The following is a 22751-nucleotide window of genomic DNA, read 5'->3' on the forward strand; positions in this document are numbered from 1 at the left end:
ACTGCGGCACTGCGGGGTCTCGATACGCCGCTTCTCGGCTACCCGACCCGCTCCAGGAGGCAAAACATGGCGACCACCAACGACATCAAGAACGGCAGCGTGCTGTCCATCGACGGCCAGCTCTGGAACGTCATCGAGTTCCAGCACGTCAAGCCGGGCAAGGGTGGCGCCTTCGTGCGCACCAAGCTCAAGAACGTGATGAGCGGCAAGACCGTCGACCGCACGTTCAACGCCGGCACCAAGATCGACTTCGCGACCGTCGACCGCCGCGACTTCCAGTTCCTGTACAAGGACGGCGAAGACTTCGTGTTCATGGACACGAGCGACTACGACCAGCGCACCATTCCCGCCGCCGTCGTCGGCGACGCCGCCAACTTCATGCTCGAGAACCAGATCGCGACCATCGCGACCCACGACGGCGAGGCGCTCTACGTCGAGCTCCCCGCCTCCGTCGTGCTCGAGGTCACGTACACCGAGCCGGGCCTGCAGGGCGACCGCTCGAGCGCGGGCACCAAGGCCGCGACGCTCGAGACCGGCTACGAGATTCAGGTTCCGCTCTTCCTCGAGCAAAACACCCGCGTCAAGGTCGACACGCGTGACGGCTCGTACCTCGGTCGCGTGACCGACTAGTGAGCGCACGGACCAAGGCCCGCAAGCGCGCGCTCGACATCCTGTTCGGGGCCGACGTTCGCGGTATTCCGATCGCCGACCTCCTGGCCGACGAGTCGGTGCGCGCGGCGTCGCAGCCGCAGCGCGAGTCGTCGTGGCTCTACGCGCGTGAGATCGTGGCCGGCGTGCAGGAGCACCTCGACGAGATCGACGCCGTGATCATCGAGCACGCGCAGGGCTGGAAGCTGGACCGGATGCCCGCGCTCGACCGCGCGCTTGCGCGGCTGGCGACCTGGGAGATCCTGTTCAACCCCGAGGTGCCGAACCCGGTGGCGATCTCGGAGGCCGTCGAGGCGGCCACGATCATGAGCACCGAAGACTCCGCGGGGTTCCTCAACGGACTGCTCGGCGGGGTCGCGCGCAGCCAGGAGTAGCGGCATGCGGGGCGCGCTCATCCTCGACTTCGACGGCACGCTCTGTGTCGGCGATGCGCCCGTGCGCGAGTACGCGCGCCACGCTTTCGCGAACGTGCGCGATGGTGCGGAGCGCCTGTCGCGACTGGATGCCTTCCTCGCCCGCGGCGGGGGGCTCGACTCCGCCCGCGACGGCTATCAGGCCGTCGCGGCGCTCGCGCGCGAGGCCGAGGTCCCGCGCGAGGTGCTGCAGGAGGCGTTCCAGCGCAGCCGTGCCGACATCGCCAGCTGGATCGGCGAGGTGCGCGCCCCCGAGGGGATGCGCGACCTGCTCGCCGAGCTGCACGACGTCTCCCGCATCCTCATCACCAACTCGCCGGCCGGGGGACTCGACGAGGTGATCGACGGGCTCGGCCTCGCCGACGTGCTCGACCAGGTGGTGACCGACGCCCGGAAGCCCGTGGGCATGGCCGCTGCGCTCGATCGTGCGGGCGTGCACGCCTCCGGCGCCGCGCTGGCGAGTCTCGGCGACATCTGGGAGAACGACCACGCCGAGATCCAGGCGCGCGACGGCGTCACCTTCCTGATCGATCGACACCAGCGGGGCGACGGAACGCCGACCCGCCGCGCGTCCACGGCGGAAGAGCTGTATCCGGCGATCCGCGACTGGGCCGACGCCCTCGCAATGTAAACGTTGGGGAAACTCTCACGTCTCGCGCTCAGCAGGAATCCGAGGCACGCTTAACGTGGAACGGTGCCCCCGTTTGCGGGGCAGCTATTCCAGCGCCGCACCTCGGCGGCGATTGAGGCATGGAGGACATCGTGAAGAAATCGTTCCTGACCCTGGCGACCGTCGCGGTCGCGGGTCTCGCACTCTCGGCGTGTGCGACGACCGACAACGCGGCGCCGGAGGCGCCCGAGACGCTCGTCGTCGGCCTGGTGCCGTCGCAGGACGTCGACCAGCTCGTGCTCGACGGCGAAGAGCTCGCGGGGCTCCTCGAGGAGCAGCTCGACATGCCCGTCGATGTCATCGTGACCGACAGCTACAACGCCCTCGTCGTCGCCATGCAGGCAGGCCAGGCCCACGTCGGCATGTTCGGCCCGATCGCGCTCGTGCAGGCCGTCGACCAGGCCGGGGCCGAAGCGGTGCTGCAGTCGGTCCGCTTCGGATCGAGCACCTACGTCACGCAGTGGTTCACCAACGACACCGACCGCTTCTGCACGACCGACATCGTGACCGACGAAGACGGCTACACCTTCTGCAACGGCACCGACACCGCCGAGTCCGGCCCCGTCGGTCAGGACGCGCTCGCGAACATCACCGAGGACGAGGTCATCGCCTTCGTCGATGAGGGCTCGGCCTCCGGCTACTACTACCCGGCCACGCAGCTCCAGGAAGTCGGACTCGACCCGTTCAACCTGACCGGCGCGTTCTTCGCGGGCGGACACCCGAACGCGGTCAGCGCCGTCGCCCGCGGCGAGGCCACCGTCGGAACCAGCTACAACGACGCGCGCTCCAACGTCGTCGAGGAGATCCCGACCGTGGGCACGGATGTCACCGTCTTCGCCTGGTCGACCAACATCCCGAACGATGGCATCGCGGTGGGCGGTGACCTGCCGGCGGACCTGAAGACGGCGATCACCGACGCGTTCCTCGCCATTGCCGACACCGAGGACGGCATCGCCATCCTCAACGCCATCTACAACATCGACGGACTCGTGCCCGCCGACCTCGACGCGCTCGACGCAGCGCGCCAGGTCGAGGCCAACTTCGGCGAGTAGTCCGAAGAAGTTCCGCAACTCGGGGGCGGCGCTGCGGCGCTGTCCCCGAGTTTCTCGATGGGGGAGGATGGGTCTGTGATCCGCTTCGCGAAGGTGTCCGTGCGCTACCCGAACGGGACCATCGGTCTCGACGAGATCGATCTCGAGATCCCCGACGGCCAGTTCGTCGTCGTGGTGGGGCTCTCGGGGGCCGGCAAGTCAACGCTGGTGCGCTCGATCAACGGTCTGGTGACCCCGACCGGGGGAGAGCTCGAGGTCTCGGGCCAGCGGGTCGACGGTGCCAAGAAGGGCGCCCTGCGGCGCCTGCGCTCCAAGGTGGGCATGGTCTTCCAGTCCTTCAACCTCGTCACCCGCACGAGCGTGCTGAACAACGTGCTGGTCGGCCGACTGCACGCGACGCCCACCTGGCGCGCCCTGCTCGGCTGGTACCGCAAGTCCGACATCGAGCTCGCCTTCCAGGCCCTCGAGCGCGTCGGCATCGTCGAGAAGGCGTACACCCGGGCCTCGCAGCTCTCCGGCGGCCAGCAGCAGCGCGTCGCGATCGCGCGCGTTCTCGCCCAGCAGCCCGACGTGATCCTCGCCGACGAACCGGTCGCCTCGCTCGACCCGCCCACCGCCAACCTGGTCATGCGCGACCTGCGCCGGATCAACCGCGACCTCGGCATCACCACGGTCGTCAACCTGCACTTCCTCGACCTGGCGCGCACCTACGCGCAGCGGATCATCGGGATGCGCGGCGGCAAGATCGTCTTCGACGGTCCGCCGGAGGATGCCGACGACGCCGTGTTCGCCGAGATCTACGGACGCTCGCTCACCGCCGAAGACCTGCTGCCCGACGCGGGAGCGGTGGCGGACGCGGCTCCCGGCGCCACCGCATGACCGCGGCCACCGCCTCTGCCGCGCCGAGTCGAACGGCGCGTCCGGCACGCCCGCGGCCCCCGCTCGGCGCGTGGTCGCTCATCGCGATCGCCGTCATCGTCACGATCGTGGCGGGCAGTGCGATCGACTTCACGATCCTGCCGCTGTTCACCGACACGGGCCGCGGCTGGTTCATCATCAGCCAGTTCTTCGCTCCCGACTGGAGCTTCCTCGTCCAGACCATCCAGCCGATGTCGGTCACCCTCGCCACTGCCGTCGTGGCGACCGTCGTCGGCACCGGCATCGCGCTCGTGGTCTCATTCTTCGCCTCGACCGTCTCGAACCCTAACGCGATCGTGTACCGGGCGGCGAAGCTGATCCTGTCGGTCGGGCGCTCTCTTCCCGACGTGGTCTGGGGGCTGCTCTTCGTCGCCTTCGTCGGCATCGGCGCCCTCGCCGGCGTGCTGGCGCTCATCATGTTCAACATCGGCATCATCGCCAAGCTCACGGCCGAGACGATCGACGCGGTCGATCCGGGGCCGTTGGAGGCGGCGGACGCCTCCGGGGCGAACGTCGTGCAGCGCTCCCGCGTTGCCGTGCTGCCGCAGATCCTGCCCAACTACGTGTCGTACTCGATGTACGTGTTCGAGCTCAACGTGCGCGCCTCGGTGGTGCTCGGATTCGTTGGCGCCGGCGGCATCGGAACGCAGATCGCGGTGCAGCTCGCCCGGTTCAACTACGACAACCTCTCGGCGATCATCGTGCTGCTGTTCGTGGTCGTGTTCCTGATCGATCAGAGCTCCGGCTACCTGCGACGGAGGCTGGCCCGATGACCGCCACCGTGCCCGCGACGCGTCCGCAGACTGCGCGCCCGGCGCCGCCCAAGAAGTGGCGCGTCATCACGATCGAGCTGATCGCGCTCGCCATCGTGCTGCTGTGCCTCTCGGCGATCGAGATCAAGTGGGAGCGGCTCGCGCAGTTCCCCGAGAACTTCGTCACCTACACCGGGCTCATGCTGCGCGGCGCGCTCAACAACCCGTTCGAGGCGCCCTACGCCGAGTACTGGCTCACCTCGCTCGAGTTCATGGGGCAGTCGCTCGCGATGGCGTGGGTCGGAACGGTGATCGGCGCGCTGCTGTCGTTCCCGATCGGGTTCCTCGCCGCCTCCAACACCGCGCCCCGCTGGATCGTGGTGCCGACCCGGCAGGTGCTCAACGCCATCCGCACCGTGCCCGACGTCATCTTCGCGATCGTCATCATGGTGCCGATCTTCGGCCTCGGGCCGCTGCCCGGAGCCCTCGCGCTCGGCGTCGGCTCGATCGGCACGCTCGGCAAGCTCACCAGTGAGGTGATCGAAGGCATCGACACCGGACCGGTCGAATCAGTGCGCTCCTCGGGAGCGAATCCGCTGCAGGTGATGCGCTGGGCCATCCTGCCGCAGGTGATGCCCGAGGTGATCGCGTTCTGGCTGTACCGCTTCGAGGTGAACATCCGCGCCGGGGCGATCCTCGGCGTCGTCGGCGCCGGCGGAATCGGCTCGCTGCTGTCGCGGGTGTTCGACCAGCGCGACTGGGATCGCATCGGAATCGCGCTCATCGTGATCATTCTCGTGACGATGATCGTCGACGCGATCTCGGGGGCGGTGCGCCACCGCATCATCGCCGGGGCCCCCACGGGGAGTGCCGGCGCCGTCGTGTGACGCCGTGAAAGACGAAGTGTGACGCAAGGTTTCGCTTCGTGACACGCCGCGTTGAGTTGGGGCGGCGATGTCCGTAACTTCACAGCCATGCCCGCCGTCACCTCCGTCGCCACCTCGCCCGCGCTCCGCGTCGGGCTGCGTGGCGTCGGCCGCAGCTTCCCGACCGACGCCGGGGACTCCCGCGTCATCCTGCGCGACGTCGACCTCGAGGTCCGACCCGGCGAGATCGTCGCCCTGCTCGGGCCGTCCGGCTGCGGCAAGTCGACCCTGCTGCGTCTGATCAGCGGGCTCGACCGGCCGAACGCGGGCGAGCTGCGCATCGATGGCAGCCCGGTGGCGGATGTCGACCAGCGAAGCGCGGTCGCCTTCCAGGAGCCGCGGCTGCTGCCGTGGCGCTCCATTCAGCGCAACGTCGAGCTCGGCCTGCCGCGCGGAACCGACCGCGCCGAAGGCACGGCCCGCGTGACGGAGCTGCTGAAGCTCGTGCAGCTCGACCACGCCGCGGAGCTCCGCCCGCGTCAGATCTCCGGCGGCATGGCGCAGCGCGCCTCGCTTGCCCGCGCCCTGGCCCGCGGTCCGGGGGTGCTCCTGCTCGATGAGCCGTTCGGCGCCCTCGACGCGCTGACCCGGCTCACCATGCAGGACCTGCTGCTCGACATCCACGCGGCAGAACCCGCGACGATCGTGCTCGTCACCCACGACGTCGACGAGGCGCTGCAGCTCGCCGACCGGATCGTGCTGCTGGGCACCCAGGAGGCGCATCCGGGCGCGTCGATCCGCCGCATCCTCGAGGTGGGCAAGCCTCGACCGCGGGACCGTGCCGACCCCGGAATCGCGATCCTCCGCGCCGAACTTCTCGACCTTCTCGGAGTCGAGACGCACCACCCCGAGAACTACATCACCAAGGCGATCAAGGCGCAGCGCGCGCAGCGCGGCGACTGATCGCACCCCCAACCCCATCCGCATCACCTCCCCACAGCACAAAGGACACCTCATGAAGAAGACCCTCCTGGCCGCCGCGGCCACCGCGGTCATCGCCTCGCTCGCCCTCACGGGCTGCGCCGGCGAGAACGCGACGCCCGACGCCGGCGCGGGCGGCGAGTGGAGCAAGTCGACGCTCAGCCTCGACTTCGCCACCTACAACCCGCTCAGCCTGATCATCAAGGAGCAGGGCTGGATCGAAGACACCCTCGGCGACGACGTCGCGGTGACCTGGACCCAGTCGCTCGGATCGAACAAGGCGAACGAAGGCCTGCGCGCCGGCGCCCTCGACGTCGGCTCGACGGCCGGATCGGCGGCGCTGCTGGCGCGGGCCAACGGCTCGCCCATCCAGACCATCGGGATCTACACCCAGCCCGAGTGGTCGGCGCTCGTCACGCTGCCCGGCAGCGGCATCGAGTCGGTGGCGGACCTGCGCGGCAAGACGGTTGCGGTCACCATCGGCACCGACCCGTACTTCTTCCTGCTGCAGGCGCTCGACGAGGCGGGCGTCGACCCGAGCGAGGTCGACATCCAGAACTTGCAGCACGCCGACGGCGGCGTCGCGCTGGTCAACGGCAGTGTCGACGCCTGGTCGGGGCTCGACCCGATGATGGCCGCGCACGAGCTGAATGACGGTGTGGAGCTGTTCTACCGCAACGTCGACTTCAACACCTACGGCTTCCTCAACGCGACCGAGGACTTCATCACCAACAACGCCGACCTCGCGCAGGTCGTCGCCGACGCCTACGAGAAGGCCCGCGCCTGGGCGCTGGAGAACCCGGACGAGACCGCGCAGCTGCTCGCCGACGTCTCGGGCCTCGACCTCGAGGTCGCCAAGGTGGTGCTCCTGGAGCGCACCGTGATCGACCTCGACTTCGCCCCGGGCGCCGCGCAGTACTCGGTGCTCGAGGTCGTCGGACCGATCCAGGTCGCCAACGGCGACATCCCCTCGCAGGACCAGGCCGACGCCGCGCTCGAGACGTTGTTCAACACGACGTTCGCCGACGCCGCCGACCCGAGCCGGGTGGGCTGAGGATCATGGCGGCTTCCCCCAGATACCTGAACGGCGAGACGGTCGTGCGCGGCGGCAGCGCCGGGCCCTCCGCCGACCCTCAGGTGACGGGGGAGGCCGCCACCCTCGTCGCGGTCGGCCGTCAGGGCACGTCCGCGGTCGAGCGCCCGCGCGCCGGCCGTCGCGCCGGGTCGCGGGCGGCGCTCGGCGCGATCATCCCGCTCGCGCTGCTCGCCCTCTGGTGGGCGGCCTCGCACCTCGGCTGGGTGCCGCTGTTCAAGCTGCCCACGCCGGAGTCGCTCGTCGTCGCCGCGGTCGACCTCGCCCAGCGCGGGCTGCTCTGGGAGCACATCGGCATCTCCACCCAGCGGGTCTTCCTCGGCTTCGCCATCGGCGCCGTCGCGGGCCTCGCGCTCGGCTCCCTGGTCGGGCTGTCGCGACTCGCCGACGGCTTCCTGGCGGCGACCGTCGGGGCAGCCCGCGCGGTTCCGTCGCTCGCCTGGGTGCCGCTGCTCATTCTGTACCTGGGCTTCGGTGAGGACTCCAAGGTCACCCTGGTCGCGATCGGGGCGCTCTTCCCGGTCTACACGACTGTTGCGGGAGCCCTCCGGCACGTCGACCCGCACCTGGTCGAGCTGGGGCGGGCGTACGGGTTCCACGGCATCCGGCTGCTGTTCACGGTGCAGCTGCCCGCCGTCATCCCGGCGATCGTGTCCGGCCTCCGGCTCGCGCTCGCGCAGGCCTGGCTGTTCCTGGTCGCCGCCGAGCTGCTCGGCTCGACGATGGGACTCGGGTTCCTGCTCATTGAGTCGCAGAACAACGGCCGCATCGACCGCCTGTTCCTCGCGATCATCGTCCTCGCCATCCTCGGCAAGCTCTCCGACGCCCTCATCGGCCTCCTCGAGCGCGCCCTCCTCTCCCGCTGGGGCTAGCCGTCCCCGCCCGACGCCTTCCGCCGAGCGCTACCGAAACTCACGAGCGCGACCGGAGTTTCGGTAGCTCTCGCGTGCACGGGTAGCGCTCGGCGGTGGGGGTGTAGCATCGGGGGAACACGACATCCTTTAAGTCCGTCCGGGAGGCGGGGAAGGAGGTCCGGATGCGCACGCGAACCGTGCTGCAGCAGGACGACATCCAGAGGGCTCTCACCCGCATCGCGCACGAGATCCTCGAAGCCAATCGCGGAGCGTCCGATCTCGTGCTCCTGGGCATTCCGACCCGGGGCGTGCTCCTCGCCGAGCGTCTCGCCGCCACACTCGAGAAGCTCGAGCCCGGCTCGGCCACGGTCGGCTCCCTCGACGTGACCATGTACCGCGACGACCTCGCCGCACAGCCGACCCGCACCCCGCACCCGACGCGGATCCCTGCCGGCGGCATCGACGGCAAGACGGTCGTGCTCGTCGACGATGTGCTCTACTCCGGCCGGACGATCCGCGCCGCCCTCGATGCCCTGAACGACCACGGTCGCCCGCGCGCCGTGCGTCTCGCCGTGCTCGTCGACCGTGGTCACCGCGAGCTGCCGATCCGCGCCGACTACGTCGGCAAGAACCTGCCGACCTCGACGACGGAGCGCATCAACGTGCACCTCGCCGAGACGGACGGCGACGACCTGATCGCGATCTCGGCGCCCGACGAGGAGGAGACGCGATGACCGAGCTGCGCCACCTGCTGAGCGCGCACCAGCTCAATCGCGAGACCGCGATCGCCATTCTCGACATCGCCGAGGACATGGGCGACGTCGCCACCCGCGCCGTGCCCAAGCTTCCGACGCTGCGCGGCCGCACCGTCGCCAACCTGTTCTTCGAGGACTCCACGCGCACCCGGCTGAGCTTCGAGTCGGCGGCGAAGAAGCTGTCGGCCGACGTCATCACTTTCAGCGCGAAGGGCTCGAGCGTGTCGAAGGGCGAGAGCCTGAAGGACACCGCGCAGACGATCGCCGCCATGGGCATCGACGCGGTCGTGCTGCGGCACAGCGCCTCCGGGGCCGCGCACACCCTCGCCACGAGCGGCTGGATCGACGCGGCCGTCGTGAACGCCGGCGACGGCACGCACGAGCACCCCACGCAGGGCCTGCTCGACGCGTTCACGATGCGCAAGGCCCGCCACGGCGCCGCCTCCCGCGGCAAAGACCTTGAGGGCCTCCGCGTCACGATCGTCGGCGACGTGCTGCACTCGCGCGTCGCGCGCAGCAATGTCTGGCTGCTGACAACGCTCGGCGCTCGCGTGCACCTGGTTGCGCCGTCGACGCTGCTGCCGACCGGCATCGCCTCCTGGCCGGTGACGACGGGATCCAACCTCGACGAGGCGATCGCGGCGAAGCCGGACGTGCTGATGATGCTGCGCATCCAGCAGGAGCGGATGCACGCCGCCTTCTTCCCGCACGAGCGCGAGTACGCCCGCCAGTGGGGCCTCGATGACGCCCGGTTCGCCCAGCTTTCGCCGCATACGATAGTGATGCATCCCGGACCGATGAACCGCGGTCTCGAGATCTCGGCGGCGGCCGCCGATTCGCCGCAGTCGCGGGTTCTCGATCAGGTCACCAACGGGGTGTCGATTCGAATGGCGGTGCTCTACCTCGTGCTCTCGGGAACTTCGTCGACCGCACCCACCACGACCGGAGGCCCCAGCGCATGACCATCCTGATTCAGGGCGCCACGCTCCCCAGCGGTGAGACGACGGATCTGCTCGTCCGCGACGGCGTGATCGCCGAGCGCGGGGCGGGGATCGCGGCCTCCGGCGCCCAGCTGATCGACGCGAACGGTCTCCAGGCGCTGCCCGGCCTCGTCGACCTGCACACCCACCTGCGCGAGCCCGGCTTCGAGCAGAGCGAGACGGTGCTCACCGGCTCGCGGGCGGCGGCGGCGGGCGGCTTCACCGCCGTGCACGCGATGGCGAACACCTTTCCGGTGGCCGACACCGCGGGCGTTGTCGAGCAGGTCGCCTCGCTCGGCGCGCAGCACGGCTATGTCACGGTGCGCCCGATCGGCGCGGTCACGGTCGGCCTCGCCGGGGAGCGCCTCAGCGAGATCGGCGCCATGGCGCAGTCGCGCGCCCAGGTGCGCGTCTTCAGCGATGACGGCATGTGCGTGCACGACCCGCTGCTGATGCGGCGCGCGCTCGAGTACGTCTCCACGTTCGGGGGCGTCGTCGCCCAGCACGCCCAGGAGCCGCGCCTCACCGAGGGCGCCCAGATGAACGAGGGCGAGCTCTCGAGCCGCCTCGGGCTCGCCGGCTGGCCCGCCGTCGCCGAAGAGTCGATCATCGCGCGCGATGTGCTGCTCGCCGAGCACGTCGGCGCCCGGCTGCACATCTGCCATCTCTCGACGGCGGGCAGCGTCGAGGTGGTGCGCTGGGCGAAGGCGCGCGGCATCCAGGTCACCGCCGAGGTCACCCCGCACCACCTGCTGCTCAGCGAGCAGCTGGTGGAGAGCTACGACCCGCGCTTCAAGGTCAACCCGCCGCTGCGCCGTGACGAGGACGTGCAGGCGCTGCGCGCAGCGTTGGCCGATGGCACCATCGACATCGTCGCGACCGATCACGCGCCGCACCCCGTCGAGTCGAAGGAGTGCGCCTGGGCGGAGGCCAGCTTCGGCATGGTCGGTCTGGAGAGCGCACTCAGCGTCGTGCAGGAGGCCGTCGTCGACAGCGGACAGCTCGGCTGGGGCGATGTCGCGCGCGTGCTCTCGAGCGCGCCCGCCGAGATCGGTCTTCTCGGCGGCTACGACGCGCCGTTCGAGGTGGGCAGCCCCGCGCATGTCACCCTCTATGACCCGAGCGCCCGCTCCGACTTCAGCACCGCACGGCTCCGTGGCAAGGGCATCAACTCGCCGTACCTCGGCCGGTCGCTTCCGGGCCGCGTCGTCGCGACGCTGCACGGCGGCGTGCCCACGGTGCTGGACGGCGAGCTGCGCCCCGCCGAGGAGGTGTCGCATGGATAAGGTCCTGCCGACCCTGATCGTCATCGCCGTGCTCGCGCTGGTGTTCGGCTCGCTCGCGGTCGCCTGGCGAGCGCGCGCGCGTCGTCACGCGAGCCTCGGCTCTCTGCCGCCCCTGCCCGCCGAGCTCGGTGAGGCACGCGTCAGCTTCGAGGCGCTGTACCTCGCCACGACGCAGGCCGAGCACCCGCTGGAGCGGATCACCGTGCCCGGCCTCGGCTTCCGCGCCCAGGCGGTGCTCCGCATCCACGATGCCGGGCTCGAGCTCGACCTCGGCGGTCGCGCCGGCCCGGCGTTCATCCCGCGTGAGCGCATCGTCGGCGCCGGCCGCGCCAATTGGACCATCGACCGGGCCTCCGGCGGCGACCGGCTGGTGTTCGTGCGCTGGCTGCTCGGCGACGCGGACCTCGCGGTCGACTCGACCTTCCGCGCCTCCGACCCGGCGACGCTCGCCGACGCGCTGGGTGCTCTTCTTCCCGTTTCAACCGAAAGCGACGCCTCATGATCCGCCACGACCCCGCCGTTCTCGTTCTGGAGGACGGCACGCGCTACGCCGGCCACGCCTACGGCGCGCGCGGACGCACCCTCGGCGAGGCGGTCTTCGCCACCGGCATGACCGGCTACCAGGAGACCCTCACCGACCCGAGCTACGCCGGTCAGATCGTCGTGCAGACCGCGCCGCACATCGGCAACACCGGGATGAACGACGAGGACCCGGAGTCGCGCCGCATCTGGGTGGCCGGCTACGTCGTGCGCGACCCCTCCCGCGTGGTCAGCAACTTCCGCGCGCTCCGCTCGCTGGATGACGAACTCGACAGCACCGGCATCGTCGGCATCAGCGGCATCGACACGCGAGCGCTGACCCGCCGCCTGCGCGACACCGGCTCGATGCGCGCTGGGATCTTCTCCGGCTCCGACGCCGAGCTGGACGCCGAGGCGCAGCTGGCACTCGTGCGCGAAGCGCCGGAGATGGCCGGCCAGAACCTGTCGGCCCAGGTCTCCGTGGAGGCCGCGCTGGTGACGCCTGCGGAGGGCGAGCGGATCGGCAACCTGGCGGTGCTCGACCTCGGCATCAAGCAGGCCACGGTCAACAACCTGGCCGCGCGCGGTTTCGAGGTGCACGTGCTGCCGCAGTCGGTGTCGCTCGACGAGCTGCTCGCGATCGACCCGGTCGCGGTGTTCTACTCCAACGGCCCGGGCGACCCGTCGGCGAGCGACGCCCACGTCGCGCTGCTGCGCGGGGTGCTGGATGCGGGTCTGCCGTTCTTCGGCATCTGCTTCGGCAACCAGCTGCTCGGCCGCGCCCTCGGCTACGGCACCTACAAGCTGCCCTTCGGCCACCGCGGCATCAACCAGCCGGTGCTCGACAAGGCGACCGGCAAGGTGGAGATCACCGCGCACAACCACGGCTTCGCGGTCGACGCCCCGCTGGATGCCCCGAGCGACAGCCCGAACGGCTACGGCAAGGTCGAGGTCAGCCACATCGGCCTCAACGACCAGGTGGTCGAGGGCCTCAACGCCCTCGACATCCCCGCCTTCTCGGTGCAGTACCACCCGGAGGCGGCGGCCGGTCCGCACGACGCCAATTACCTCTTCGACCGTTTCCGCGACATGGTCGTGGCCCACCAGAGCAAGAAGGCCCAGAACTAGTGCCCAAGCGCCCCGACATCAACTCCGTCCTCGTCATCGGCTCCGGCCCGATCGTGATCGGGCAGGCGGCCGAGTTCGACTACTCGGGCACGCAGGCCTGCCGCGTCCTCCGCGAGGAGGGCGTCCGCGTCATCCTGGTGAACCCCAACCCGGCGACGATCATGACCGACCCGGACTTCGCCGACGCCACCTACATCGAGCCGATCAACGCCGAGGCGCTGGAGGCGATCATCGCCCTCGAGAAGCCGGATGCGATCCTGCCCACCCTGGGCGGCCAGACCGCGCTCAACGCCGCGATCGCGCTGGATCGCGACGGCATCCTCGACAAGTACGGCGTCGAGCTGATCGGCGCCAAGGTCGAGGCCATCAACAAGGGCGAAGACCGTCAGATCTTCAAGGACCTGGTCATCGAGGCGGGCGCCGACGTCGCACGCAGCTATGTCGTCAAGACGGTTCCCGCGGCCGTGGAGGCGGCCGACGAACTCGGCTACCCGCTCGTGGTGCGCCCCTCGTTCACCATGGGCGGGCTCGGTTCCGGGTTCGCGCACGACCGCGCCGAGCTGGTGCGCATGGTCACCGATGGCCTCCACCAGTCGCCGACCACCGAGGTGCTCCTGGAGGAGTCGATCCTCGGCTGGAAGGAGTACGAGCTGGAGCTCATGCGCGACACCGCCGACAACACGGTCGTCGTCTGCTCGATCGAGAACGTCGACCCGGTCGGCGTGCACACCGGCGATTCGATCACGGTCGCGCCCGCGCTGACCCTCACCGACCGCGAGTACCAGAGGCTCCGCGACATCGGCATCGACATCATCCGCGCTGTCGGCGTCGACACCGGCGGCTGCAATATCCAGTTCGCCATCGACCCCGCGAACGGCCGCATCATCGTCATCGAGATGAACCCGCGCGTCTCGCGCTCGAGCGCGCTCGCCTCGAAGGCGACGGGCTTCCCGATCGCGAAGATCGCCGCAAAGCTCGCGATCGGCTACCGCCTCGACGAGATCCCGAACGACATCACCAAGGTGACTCCGGCGAGCTTCGAGCCGACCCTCGACTACATCGTGGTCAAGGTGCCGCGCTTCGCGTTCGAGAAGTTCCCGAGCGCGGATGCGACCCTCACCACGACGATGAAGAGCGTCGGCGAGGCGATGGCGATCGGTCGCAACTATGCGACCGCGCTGCAGAAGGCGCTCCGCTCGCTGGAGAAGCGGGGGAGCAGCTTCCATTGGGGCGAGGAATCCCGGACGAAGGCCGAGCTGATCGAGATCAGCCGCACGCCCACCGACGGCCGAATCGTCACCGTCCAGCAGGCGCTGCGCGCCGGCGCCACGGTCGACGAGATGTTCGAGGCGACCGGCATCGACCCCTGGTTCCTCGACCAGATCGTGCTGATCAACGAGGTTGCCGACGAGGTTGCGGCGGCCGAGGAGCTCAGCCTCGAGGTGCTGAGCTTCGCGAAGGACTACGGCTTCTCGGACGCTCAGATCGCGCAGCTGCGCGACCTCGGCGAGCAGGAGGTGCGTGAGCTGCGCTGGAAGCTGGGTCTGCGCCCGGTCTTCAAGACCGTGGACACCTGCGCGGGCGAGTTCCCGGCGCTCACCCCGTACCACTACTCGAGCTACGACGCTGAGACGGAGGTGGCGCCGTCCGAGGGCAAGAAGGTGGTCATCCTCGGTTCCGGCCCGAACCGCATCGGGCAGGGCGTCGAGTTCGACTACTCGTGCGTGCACGCGAGCTTCGCGCTCTCGGCGGCCGGCTACGAGACGATCATGATCAACTGCAACCCGGAGACGGTGTCGACCGACTACGACACGAGCGACCGGCTCTACTTCGAGCCGCTCACCCTGGAGGACGTGCTCGAGGTCATCCACGCCGAGTCGCAGTCCGGCGAGCTCGTGGGCGTCATCGTGCAGCTCGGCGGCCAGACCGCGCTGGGCCTCGCGAAGGGTCTGGAGGCAGCGGGCGTGCCGATCCTCGGCACCAGCCCCGATGCGATCGACCTCGCCGAGGAGCGCGGGCACTTCTCGCGCATCCTCAGGGACGCCGGCCTCGTCGCGCCCCGCAACGGCACCGCGACGGATGCGCCGAGCGCGATCCGCGTCGCCGAGGAGATCGGCTACCCGGTCCTGGTGCGCCCGAGCTACGTGCTCGGCGGCCGCGGCATGGAGATCGTCTACGACTCGCCGAGCCTCGAGGACTACTTCGAGCGGGTGCGCGAGCACGCCATCATCGGTCCCGGTGCGCCGCTGCTGGTCGACCGCTTCCTCGATGACGCGGTCGAGATCGACATCGACGCGCTCTACGACGGCACCGAGCTCTACGTCGGCGGCATCATGGAGCACATCGAGGAGGCCGGGGTCCACTCGGGCGACTCGGCGTGCACCCTGCCGCCGGTGACGCTCGGCCGCGGCATCCAGGATCAGGTGGTCGACGCCACCCGCAAGATCGCGGAAGGCATCGGCGTGCGCGGCCTGATCAACGTGCAGTTCGCGATCGGCGCGGGCGTGCTCTACGTGCTCGAGGCGAACCCCCGCGCCAGCCGCACCGTGCCGTTCGTCTCGAAGGCGCTCGGGATTCCGCTGGCGAAGGCGGCCTCGCTCGTCATGGTCGGCAAGACCGTGCGTGACCTCGTCGCCGACGGCCTGCTGCCCGAGCACGATGGGTCGGTCGTCTCGCTCGACTCGCCGGTCTCGGTGAAGGAGGCGGTGCTGCCGTTCAAGCGCTTCCGCACCCGCGAAGGCAACGTCGTCGACTCGGTGCTCGGCCCGGAGATGCGCTCGACCGGTGAGGTGATGGGGATCGACGCCGACTTCCCGCGCGCGTTCGCCAAGAGCCAGGATGCCGCCTACGGCGGTCTTCCGGAGAGCGGCCGCGTCTTCGTGTCGGTCGCCGACCGCGACAAGCGCGCGACCGTGCTGCCGATCCTGCGCCTCAGCCAGCTCGGCTTCGAGATCGTGGCGACGGAAGGCACCGCGGAGGTGCTCGCCCGCAACGGCATCGAGGCGACCACGGTGCGCAAGTACTTCGAAGGCCAGGTGGACGACGGCGGCGAGCCCACCGTGGTCGACCTGATCAACGCGGGCGAGATCGACGTCGTGATCAACACGCCGAGCGGTCGCACCGCGCGCGCCGACGGCTTCGAGATCCGCACCGCGACGGTCGCGGCCGACAAGCCGCTGTTCACGACGATCGCGCAGCTCGCGGCCGCCGTGGCCGCGTTCGAGATCAAGCGCGGCGACATCCGGGTGCGGAGTCTGCAGGATTACGCCGCCGACCGCGCGGTGCGGGAGGCAGCGCGGTGAGCACGCCGGCGGCCCGCACGCAGGTCGAGAGCTTCGGCTCTCGGCTGGCGCGCGTCTTCGATGAGCGCGGTCGACTCTGCGTCGGGATCGATCCGCACGGGTCACTGCTGGCGTCGTGGGGTCTGCCCGACTCCGCTTCGGGTGTTCGGGAGTTCGGTCTGCGCGTTGTCGACGCGTCCGCGGGCACCGCGGGCATCGTCAAGCCGCAGGTCGGGTTCTTCGAGCGTCACGGCGCCGCCGGATTCGCCGCGCTCGAGGAGGTGCTCGCGGCGGCGCGTGCCGCCGGGCTCCTCGTGATCGCCGACGTCAAGCGCGGCGATGTCGGCAGTTCCGTCGACGCCTACGGTCAGGCGTGGCTGACGCCGGGCTCGCCTCTCGAAGCCGACGCGATGACGGCGGTCGCCTACCAGGGCGTCGGCTCCCTCGATGGGGTGCTCGACCAGGCGTCGGCGCACGGCAAGGGCGTGTTCGTGCTCGCCGCCACCTCGAATCCCGAAGCCGCCGACGTGCAGACCGCCGTCGTCAGGTCCGGCGGGCAGCAGGGACGCACCGTCGCCGCGGCCACGGTCGCGGAGCTCCACGCGCGGCGCACCGAGTCCAGCGCCGCCGCGCCGCTCGACGAGTTCGGTGTCGTCGTCGGCGCCACCGTCGATCTGACGGACTACGGCCTCTCGCCGGACGAACTCGTCCGCACGCCGATTCTGGCGCCCGGATTCGGGCACCAGGGGGCGACGTTCGCCGAGCTCCCCGCGCTGTTCGGACCCACACTCGGGGCGGTCATCGCCAGCGCCTCGCGCAGTGTGCTCTCAGCCGGGCCCGACGAGTTGGCTGCGGCTGTCGCCTCGGCCGTGACGGAGGTCGAGACCGCATGCCGCGGCTGAGCCCGCCCGAGGTCGACCGCGTCGCCGCCTCCCGCGCGGCGGTCGCCGCGCGCCGCGCCCGCGCCGCGATCAAGCACGCCGTCGCGACGGGGGAGAAGCGCGCCCTGGAGGTCGCCGAGACCGGCTGGGCCGCCGAGCCGACGGCGCCCGAGGCGACCCTGCGGGTCCGCGAACTGCTGATGAGCATTCCCACCGTGGGCGCGACGCGCGCCGACCGCGCGCTCGACGAGCTCGGCATCGCCCACTCGAAGCGCGTCGGCGGGCTCGGCGTCCGGCAGCGCGCGCGGCTGCGCGACTACCTCCTGACTCGCGAGGGGCGCATCGAGACGCCGCAGAGCCGCCTCGTCGTCCTCGCCGGACCGACGGCGGTCGGCAAGGGTTCCGTGTCGAGCTTCATCCGCGAGAACTACCCCGACGTCATGTTCAGTGTGTCGGCGACCACGCGCGCCCCGCGCCCGGGTGAGGTCGACGGCGAGCACTACTACTTCATCAGCGACGATGAGTTCGACCGCATGGTGCGCGACGGCGAGTTCCTCGAGTACGCGACGGTGCACAACGCCTACCGCTACGGCACGCCGCGGCCGCCCGTCGACGCCGCACTGGCTTCGGGCCGCAGCGTGCTGCTGGAGATCGATCTGCAGGGGGCCCGCGCGGTCCGGCAGGCGATGCCGGAGGCCCTGCTGGTGTTTCTGCTGCCGCCCAGCTGGGAGGAGCTGGTGCGCCGCCTGGTCGGGCGCGGCACCGAGCCACCGGCCGAGCAGACGCGCCGATTGGAGACCGCGAAGGTCGAATTGCGCGCCCAAGACGAGTTCGATGTGCGCGTTGTGAACCGCGACGTCGGCCAAGCGGCGCGCGAGGTCGTAGAATTGCTGGCAGTGCCCGGCGCCTGAGCCGCGGCGCGACGACTCTCCGGAAGGAAACCCATGGCTGACAAGAGCAAGGGCATCATCGACCCGCCCATCGACGAGCTGCTGTCGCGCGTCGACTCGAAGTACCAGCTCGTGATCTTCGCGTCGAAGCGCGCTCGCCAGATCAACGACTACTACGCCGACCTTCACGAGGGCTCGCTGTTCGACAACGTCGGACCGCTCGTCGACTCGACGATCGAGGACAAGCCGCTCTCGGTCGCGCTTCACGAGATCAACGAGGACAAGCTCGTCCTCACGCGCACCGCGGAGTAATCCGGTCCCGCGATGAGGATCGTCGTCGGGATCACCGGCGGCATCGCCGCGTACAAGGCGGTGAATGTCGTGCGCGCCTTCGTGCTCGCGGGCCACGACGTGCAGGTCATCGCGACGGAGGCGGCCCTCCGCTTCGTGGGCCGTCCGACGCTCGAGGCGATCAGCCGCAACCCGGTCCACTCCGAGCTCTACGAGGGCGTCGCCGAGGTGCGCCACGTCGCGCTCGGCCAGCGCGCCGACCTCATCGTGATCGCGCCGGCGACCGCGAACTCGCTCGCCAAGCTGGCGCTGGGGCTCGCCGACGATCTGCTCGGCAACACCGTGCTGGCGAGCACCGCGCCGCTCGTGGTCGCCCCGGCGATGCACACCGAGATGTGGCATCACCCGGCGACCGTCGCCAACGTGGCGACGCTCCGAGAGCGCGGCGTCACGGTCGTCGGCCCGGCCTCGGGCCAGCTCACCGGCAGCGACTCCGGCCCGGGTCGGATGTCCGAGCCTGACGACATCGTCGAGGCGGCGCTGGCAGCGGTCGGCCCCCGCGACCTGGTCGGCCAGCGCATCCTGGTCACGGCGGGCGGCACGCGAGAGCCCCTCGACCCGGTTCGCTTCCTCGGCAACCGGTCCAGCGGCAAGCAGGGCGTGGCGATCGCGCGCGCGGCCGTTGCTCGCGGGGCCGACGTCACACTGATCGCGGCTCACACCGATCCGGGAGTGCTTGAGGGCTCGCTGGGCGGTGTCGAGGTCGTGCGGGTCGAGACGGCGCGCGAGCTCCGCGACGCCGCGCACCGGGCCGCCGAGTCCGCCGATGTCATCGTCATGGCGGCCGCGGTCGCCGATTACCGCCCCGACGCAGTCTCGGATCGCAAGATCAAGAAGGAGACGCAGGGCGATGCACTCGAGCTGCGGCTGGTGAAGAACCCCGACATTCTGCGCGAACTCGTGGATGCGCGTCGCCCTGGCCAGACGATCATCGGCTTTGCCGCCGAGACCGAGCCAGACCGCGAGGCGCTCCTTGAGCTGGGCCGTCGCAAGGCGGAGCGCAAGGGCTGCGACTTCCTGGTGGTGAACGCCGTCGGCTGGAACGAGGGCTTTTCGCAGGACGACAACACGATCGTCGTGCTCGATTCCGCGGGGTCTATCGTGGAGGAGGCCTCCGGCAGCAAGGCGTCGGTGGCCCACCGTATCCTGGATCTCACGCGCTGAGCTTCGGGTCAGCGCTGATCCCCGCCCCTCGACCGACAGGCCGACCGTGACTTCTTCCTCCTCGTCCTCGCTGCGACTGTTCACCTCCGAGTCGGTCACGGAGGGGCACCCCGACAAGATGTGCGACCAGATCAGCGACGCCATCCTCGACGCGCTGCTGACGCAGGACCCGAACGCGCGCGTCGCGGTCGAGACCCTCGTGACGACCGGGCTCGTCCATGTCGCCGGCGAGGTGTCGACGCACGGCTACGTCGACATCCCGGGTCTCGTCCGTAAGACGATCACCGACATCGGCTACGACTCCTCGGACGTCTGGTTCGACGGTCGATCGTGCGGCGTGTCGATCTCGATCGGCGAGCAGTCGCCCGACATCGCCGGAGGCGTCAACACCGCCCTCGAGGTGCGGGAGCACGCGAGTGCCGACGCACTCGACATGCAGGGAGCGGGCGACCAGGGAATCATGTTCGGCTACGCCGTGCGCGAGACGCCCAGTCTGATGCCGCTGCCCATCTGGCTGGCGCACCGGATGTCCGAGCGTCTCGCCCAGGTGCGGCACGAAGGCCTCGTCGACTATCTGCGCCCCGACGGGAAGACGCAGGTGACCGTCGGCTACGAGAACGGCGTGCCGGCGCTGATCGACACGGTCGTGCTGTCCACCCAGCACGCCCCGAACATCGCGGTGGATGCGCTGCGGGCCGAGATCGAAGAGCTCGTCGTGCGGCCCGTGCTCGACGCGGTGGATCTGCCCTCGCGCGACGCACGCATGCTCATCAACCCGTCCGGCAAGTTCGAGATCGGCGGTCCGCACGGTGACGCCGGCCTGACCGGCCGCAAGATCATCGTCGACACCTACGGCGGGGCGGCGCGTCACGGCGGTGGCGCCTTCAGCGGCAAGGACCCGTCGAAGGTCGACCGCTCGGCCGCCTACGCGATGCGCTGGGTGGCGAAGAACGCCGTCGCCGCCGGGCTCGCCGACAAGCTCGAGATCCAGGTCGCCTATGCGATCGGCGCCGCGGCGCCGGTGGGCCTCTATGTCGAGACATTCGGCACGGCGCACGTGCCGGAGGAGCGCATCATCGCGGCGATCCGCGAGGTGTTCGACCTGCGTCCGGGCGCGATCGTGCGCGACCTCGACCTGCTGCGTCCGATCTACTCGCAGACCGCGTCGTACGGCCATTTCGGGCGCGAGCTGCCGGACTTCACCTGGGAGCGCACCGATCGCGTCGACGACCTCCGCGCCGCGGCCGGTCTCTGAGGGAGCGCGCGGTGTGAGGATCGCCAGGGTTCTCGTCGACTCGCCGCTGCCTCAGCTCGATCGTCTGCTGGATTACCGGATTCCCGAGCTCCTCGATGGCGTCGAGCCGGGCCAACGCGTCTCCGTGCCGCTGCGCAGCGCCGGCCGACTCGCCACCGGATTCCTGGTCGAGATCACGCAGCAGCGGGACTATCCGGGACCGCTCAGCGACGTCGCGGCGGTGGTCTCGCCCGTGTGTGTGCTCGCCCCCGAGGTGTGGCATCTCGCGCGTGCGGTCGCGGACCGCGCCGCCGGGTCGGCGAATGACGTGCTCCGCCTGGCGATCCCGAAGCGCCAGGCGCGCGTGGAGAAGACGTGGCTGGCACGCGAGGCGGATGCCCCCGTCGCCACGTTCGAGTCGCCCGTGGTCACCGACTATGTGCCCGGCGAACTCGAGGGCGCCCTCGCGGATCGACGACGGATCGCACTGAGCGTGCGACCGGGCGTCACCCGCACCGCCGACGGGCGGTGGGTCGGCCGCTGGGCGCGCACGCTGGGACAGCTCGCGGCGCGCACCCTCGCCGCGGGCGAGTCGGCCATCCTCGTCGTGCCCGACCACCGCGATCAGGAGCAGCTCGCCGCGGTGCTCGCCGAGCTGGTGCCGTCCGATGCGCTGGTGCGCGCGGACGCCCGGCAGAGCGACCCGGAGCGCTATCGCGGCCTGCTGCGGGCCCGGGAACCGGCCCCCGTCGTCATCGTCGGCAACCGTTCGGCGATCTACGCCCCCGCGTCGAAGCTCGGCCTCATCGCGATCTGGAACGACGGCGACCCGCTGCTCGGCGAGCCGCTCGCGCCGTACGTCCACGCGCGCGACGCCGCGCTCGTGCGTCAGGAGCAGCAGCGCTGCGCCCTGGTGCTCGCCGGGCACACGCGCTCCACGGAAGTGCAGCGACTGGTGGAGGTGGGCTGGCTCGGTGAGGTTGCTCCAGAGCGGCCGCGGCATCCGCGGGTCGTCCCCACCGCGAACATGGCCGCGAACGACGGACTCGCCGCTCAGGCGCGTATTCCGTCGTTCGCATGGAAACAGGCGCGGGCGGCGCTCGAGGAGGGGCCGGTGCTCGTGCAGGTCGCGCGGCCCGGCTACGCTCCGGGGCTGAGGTGCCAGGACTGCGGGACGGCAGCCCGCTGCCGTACATGCGCCGGCCCGCTGCGCGAGCGAACCGCCGGAGCGGTGCCGTCGTGCACCTGGTGCGGCGCGCTGGAGACCTCCTGGCGGTGCCCGACCTGCGAGTCCACGCGTCTGCGTCGCAGCGGCGTCGGCGCGGGGAGGACGGCCGATGAGCTCGGGCGAGCCTTCCCGGGGGTGAGAGTCATCATCGCCGACGGCGAGCGCACCGTGCTCGAGGTGGACGAGCGCCCCACCCTGGTGATCGCGACGCGCGGCGCCGAGCCGATCGCCGCGGGAGGCTATCGGGCTGTGCTCCTGCTCGACGGAGAGCGGATGATCGCGCGCGAGAGCCTGCGCGTCGCGGAGGACTGCGCTCGCTGGTGGGCCGACGCCGCGGCGCTGGCCGCCGACGACGGCGTGGTGGTGCTCGTCGGGGTCGGCGGAGCCCTCGCCTCGTCGATGGTGACCTGGCGCTTCGACACGCTCGCCTCCGCCGAGCTGTCCGATCGTCGCGAACTGCGCTTCCCGCCCGCCGTGCGGATGGCGACGCTCGACGGGTTCCCCGATGTCGTGGCCGCGGCGGTCGCGGAGCTGCCCCCGACCGTCGACGTGCTCGGCGTCACCGAGCACGACGGCCGCAGTCGCGCGCTGCTGCGCTTCGACTACGCCGCGGGTGCCGCGGTCGCCCACGCGGTGCGCGGGGAGATCATCCGCCACGCGACACGCCGACGCAAGCCCGTTCCCGGCAGTCCGCGTCGGGGCCGTCAGCCCTTGCCTCTGCGGGCCCGCTTCGACGACCCGGAGCCTTTCGAGGAATAGCTCGGCCACGTGCTGAGAGAATGGTCG

The 22751-nt window shown here is 70.5% G+C and carries 22 protein-coding genes; all 22 read left to right on the forward strand.

The window, feature by feature from the left end:
- The first annotated feature begins 66 nt into the window (after nt 1-66).
- Nucleotides 67-630, forward strand: coding sequence for an elongation factor P (gene efp, locus ACR3ZA_RS01610; protein ID WP_473557536.1), 564 nt, complete (start codon nt 67-69; stop codon nt 628-630).
- Nucleotides 630-1043 carry a transcription antitermination factor NusB gene (gene nusB, locus ACR3ZA_RS01615; protein ID WP_473659490.1) on the forward strand — a complete coding sequence of 138 codons (414 nt, stop codon included), beginning with the start codon at nt 630-632 and terminating at the stop codon, nt 1041-1043. Before efp ends, nusB begins: the two co-directional genes overlap by 1 nt.
- A gap of 4 nt (nt 1044-1047) precedes the next feature.
- Nucleotides 1048-1713 (forward strand): HAD family hydrolase, encoded by a 666-nt coding sequence (locus ACR3ZA_RS01620; protein ID WP_473659491.1) that lies wholly within the window; start codon nt 1048-1050, stop codon nt 1711-1713.
- 131 nt (nt 1714-1844) lie between these two features.
- The gene (locus ACR3ZA_RS01625; protein ID WP_473659493.1) at nt 1845-2804 is read left to right on the forward strand and encodes a phosphate/phosphite/phosphonate ABC transporter substrate-binding protein; all 960 of its coding nucleotides are present in this window, start codon (nt 1845-1847) and stop codon (nt 2802-2804) included.
- Between the two features lie 75 nt (nt 2805-2879).
- Nucleotides 2880-3683, forward strand: coding sequence for a phosphonate ABC transporter ATP-binding protein (gene phnC, locus ACR3ZA_RS01630; protein ID WP_473659495.1), 804 nt, complete (start codon nt 2880-2882; stop codon nt 3681-3683).
- Entirely contained in the window at nt 3680-4495 is an 816-nt protein-coding gene (gene phnE / locus ACR3ZA_RS01635) for a phosphonate ABC transporter, permease protein PhnE (protein ID WP_473659497.1), read from the forward strand. Before phnC ends, phnE (ACR3ZA_RS01635) begins: the two co-directional genes overlap by 4 nt.
- Entirely contained in the window at nt 4492-5361 is an 870-nt protein-coding gene (gene phnE, locus ACR3ZA_RS01640; protein ID WP_473659499.1) for a phosphonate ABC transporter, permease protein PhnE, read from the forward strand. Before phnE (ACR3ZA_RS01635) ends, phnE (ACR3ZA_RS01640) begins: the two co-directional genes overlap by 4 nt.
- A gap of 87 nt (nt 5362-5448) precedes the next feature.
- Nucleotides 5449-6303, forward strand: a complete 855-nt coding sequence (locus tag ACR3ZA_RS01645; protein ID WP_473659501.1) for an ATP-binding cassette domain-containing protein — start codon at nt 5449-5451, stop codon at nt 6301-6303.
- A gap of 52 nt (nt 6304-6355) precedes the next feature.
- A complete protein-coding gene (locus ACR3ZA_RS01650; protein ID WP_473659504.1) occupies nt 6356-7375 on the forward strand; it encodes an aliphatic sulfonate ABC transporter substrate-binding protein in 1020 nt (339 codons plus the stop codon).
- 5 nt (nt 7376-7380) lie between these two features.
- Nucleotides 7381-8286: an ABC transporter permease subunit gene (locus ACR3ZA_RS01655; protein ID WP_473659507.1), complete on the forward strand. Its 906-nt coding sequence runs from the start codon at nt 7381-7383 to the stop codon at nt 8284-8286.
- Nucleotides 8287-8450: 164 nt separating this feature from the next.
- The gene (gene pyrR / locus ACR3ZA_RS01660; protein ID WP_473659509.1) at nt 8451-9002 is read left to right on the forward strand and encodes a bifunctional pyr operon transcriptional regulator/uracil phosphoribosyltransferase PyrR; all 552 of its coding nucleotides are present in this window, start codon (nt 8451-8453) and stop codon (nt 9000-9002) included.
- Between the two features lie 5 nt (nt 9003-9007).
- On the forward strand, nt 9008-9985 hold the full coding sequence (locus ACR3ZA_RS01665; protein WP_473662257.1) for an aspartate carbamoyltransferase catalytic subunit: 978 nt from the start codon (nt 9008-9010) through the stop codon (nt 9983-9985).
- Nucleotides 9982-11289, forward strand: coding sequence for a dihydroorotase (locus ACR3ZA_RS01670; protein WP_473659511.1), 1308 nt, complete (start codon nt 9982-9984; stop codon nt 11287-11289). The genes ACR3ZA_RS01665 and ACR3ZA_RS01670 overlap by 4 nt, the downstream gene beginning before the upstream one ends.
- On the forward strand, nt 11282-11791 hold the full coding sequence (locus tag ACR3ZA_RS01675; RefSeq protein WP_473659513.1) for a PH-like domain-containing protein: 510 nt from the start codon (nt 11282-11284) through the stop codon (nt 11789-11791). Before ACR3ZA_RS01670 ends, ACR3ZA_RS01675 begins: the two co-directional genes overlap by 8 nt.
- Nucleotides 11788-12936: a glutamine-hydrolyzing carbamoyl-phosphate synthase small subunit gene (gene carA, locus ACR3ZA_RS01680; RefSeq protein WP_473659515.1), complete on the forward strand. Its 1149-nt coding sequence runs from the start codon at nt 11788-11790 to the stop codon at nt 12934-12936. The genes ACR3ZA_RS01675 and carA overlap by 4 nt, the downstream gene beginning before the upstream one ends.
- A complete protein-coding gene (carB, locus tag ACR3ZA_RS01685; RefSeq protein WP_473659518.1) occupies nt 12936-16238 on the forward strand; it encodes a carbamoyl-phosphate synthase large subunit in 3303 nt (1100 codons plus the stop codon). The genes carA and carB overlap by 1 nt, the downstream gene beginning before the upstream one ends.
- Complete coding sequence (gene pyrF / locus ACR3ZA_RS01690) at nt 16235-17119, forward strand: orotidine-5'-phosphate decarboxylase (protein ID WP_473659519.1); 885 nt, start codon at nt 16235-16237, stop codon at nt 17117-17119. The genes carB and pyrF overlap by 4 nt, the downstream gene beginning before the upstream one ends.
- The gene (gene gmk / locus ACR3ZA_RS01695; RefSeq protein WP_473659521.1) at nt 17107-18009 is read left to right on the forward strand and encodes a guanylate kinase; all 903 of its coding nucleotides are present in this window, start codon (nt 17107-17109) and stop codon (nt 18007-18009) included. Before pyrF ends, gmk begins: the two co-directional genes overlap by 13 nt.
- A 33-nt stretch (nt 18010-18042) precedes the next feature.
- A complete protein-coding gene (rpoZ, locus tag ACR3ZA_RS01700; protein WP_473557625.1) occupies nt 18043-18300 on the forward strand; it encodes a DNA-directed RNA polymerase subunit omega in 258 nt (85 codons plus the stop codon).
- Between the two features lie 12 nt (nt 18301-18312).
- Nucleotides 18313-19503 (forward strand): bifunctional phosphopantothenoylcysteine decarboxylase/phosphopantothenate--cysteine ligase CoaBC, encoded by a 1191-nt coding sequence (gene coaBC, locus ACR3ZA_RS01705; protein WP_473659523.1) that lies wholly within the window; start codon nt 18313-18315, stop codon nt 19501-19503.
- Nucleotides 19504-19621: 118 nt separating this feature from the next.
- Entirely contained in the window at nt 19622-20758 is a 1137-nt protein-coding gene (metK, locus tag ACR3ZA_RS01710; RefSeq protein WP_473662258.1) for a methionine adenosyltransferase, read from the forward strand.
- Between the two features lie 13 nt (nt 20759-20771).
- Nucleotides 20772-22724, forward strand: coding sequence for a primosomal protein N' family DNA-binding protein (locus ACR3ZA_RS01715; RefSeq protein WP_473659526.1), 1953 nt, complete (start codon nt 20772-20774; stop codon nt 22722-22724).
- Nucleotides 22725-22751: the final 27 nt, after the last annotated feature.

Source organism: Herbiconiux sp. J20-20, from assembly GCF_057365085.1.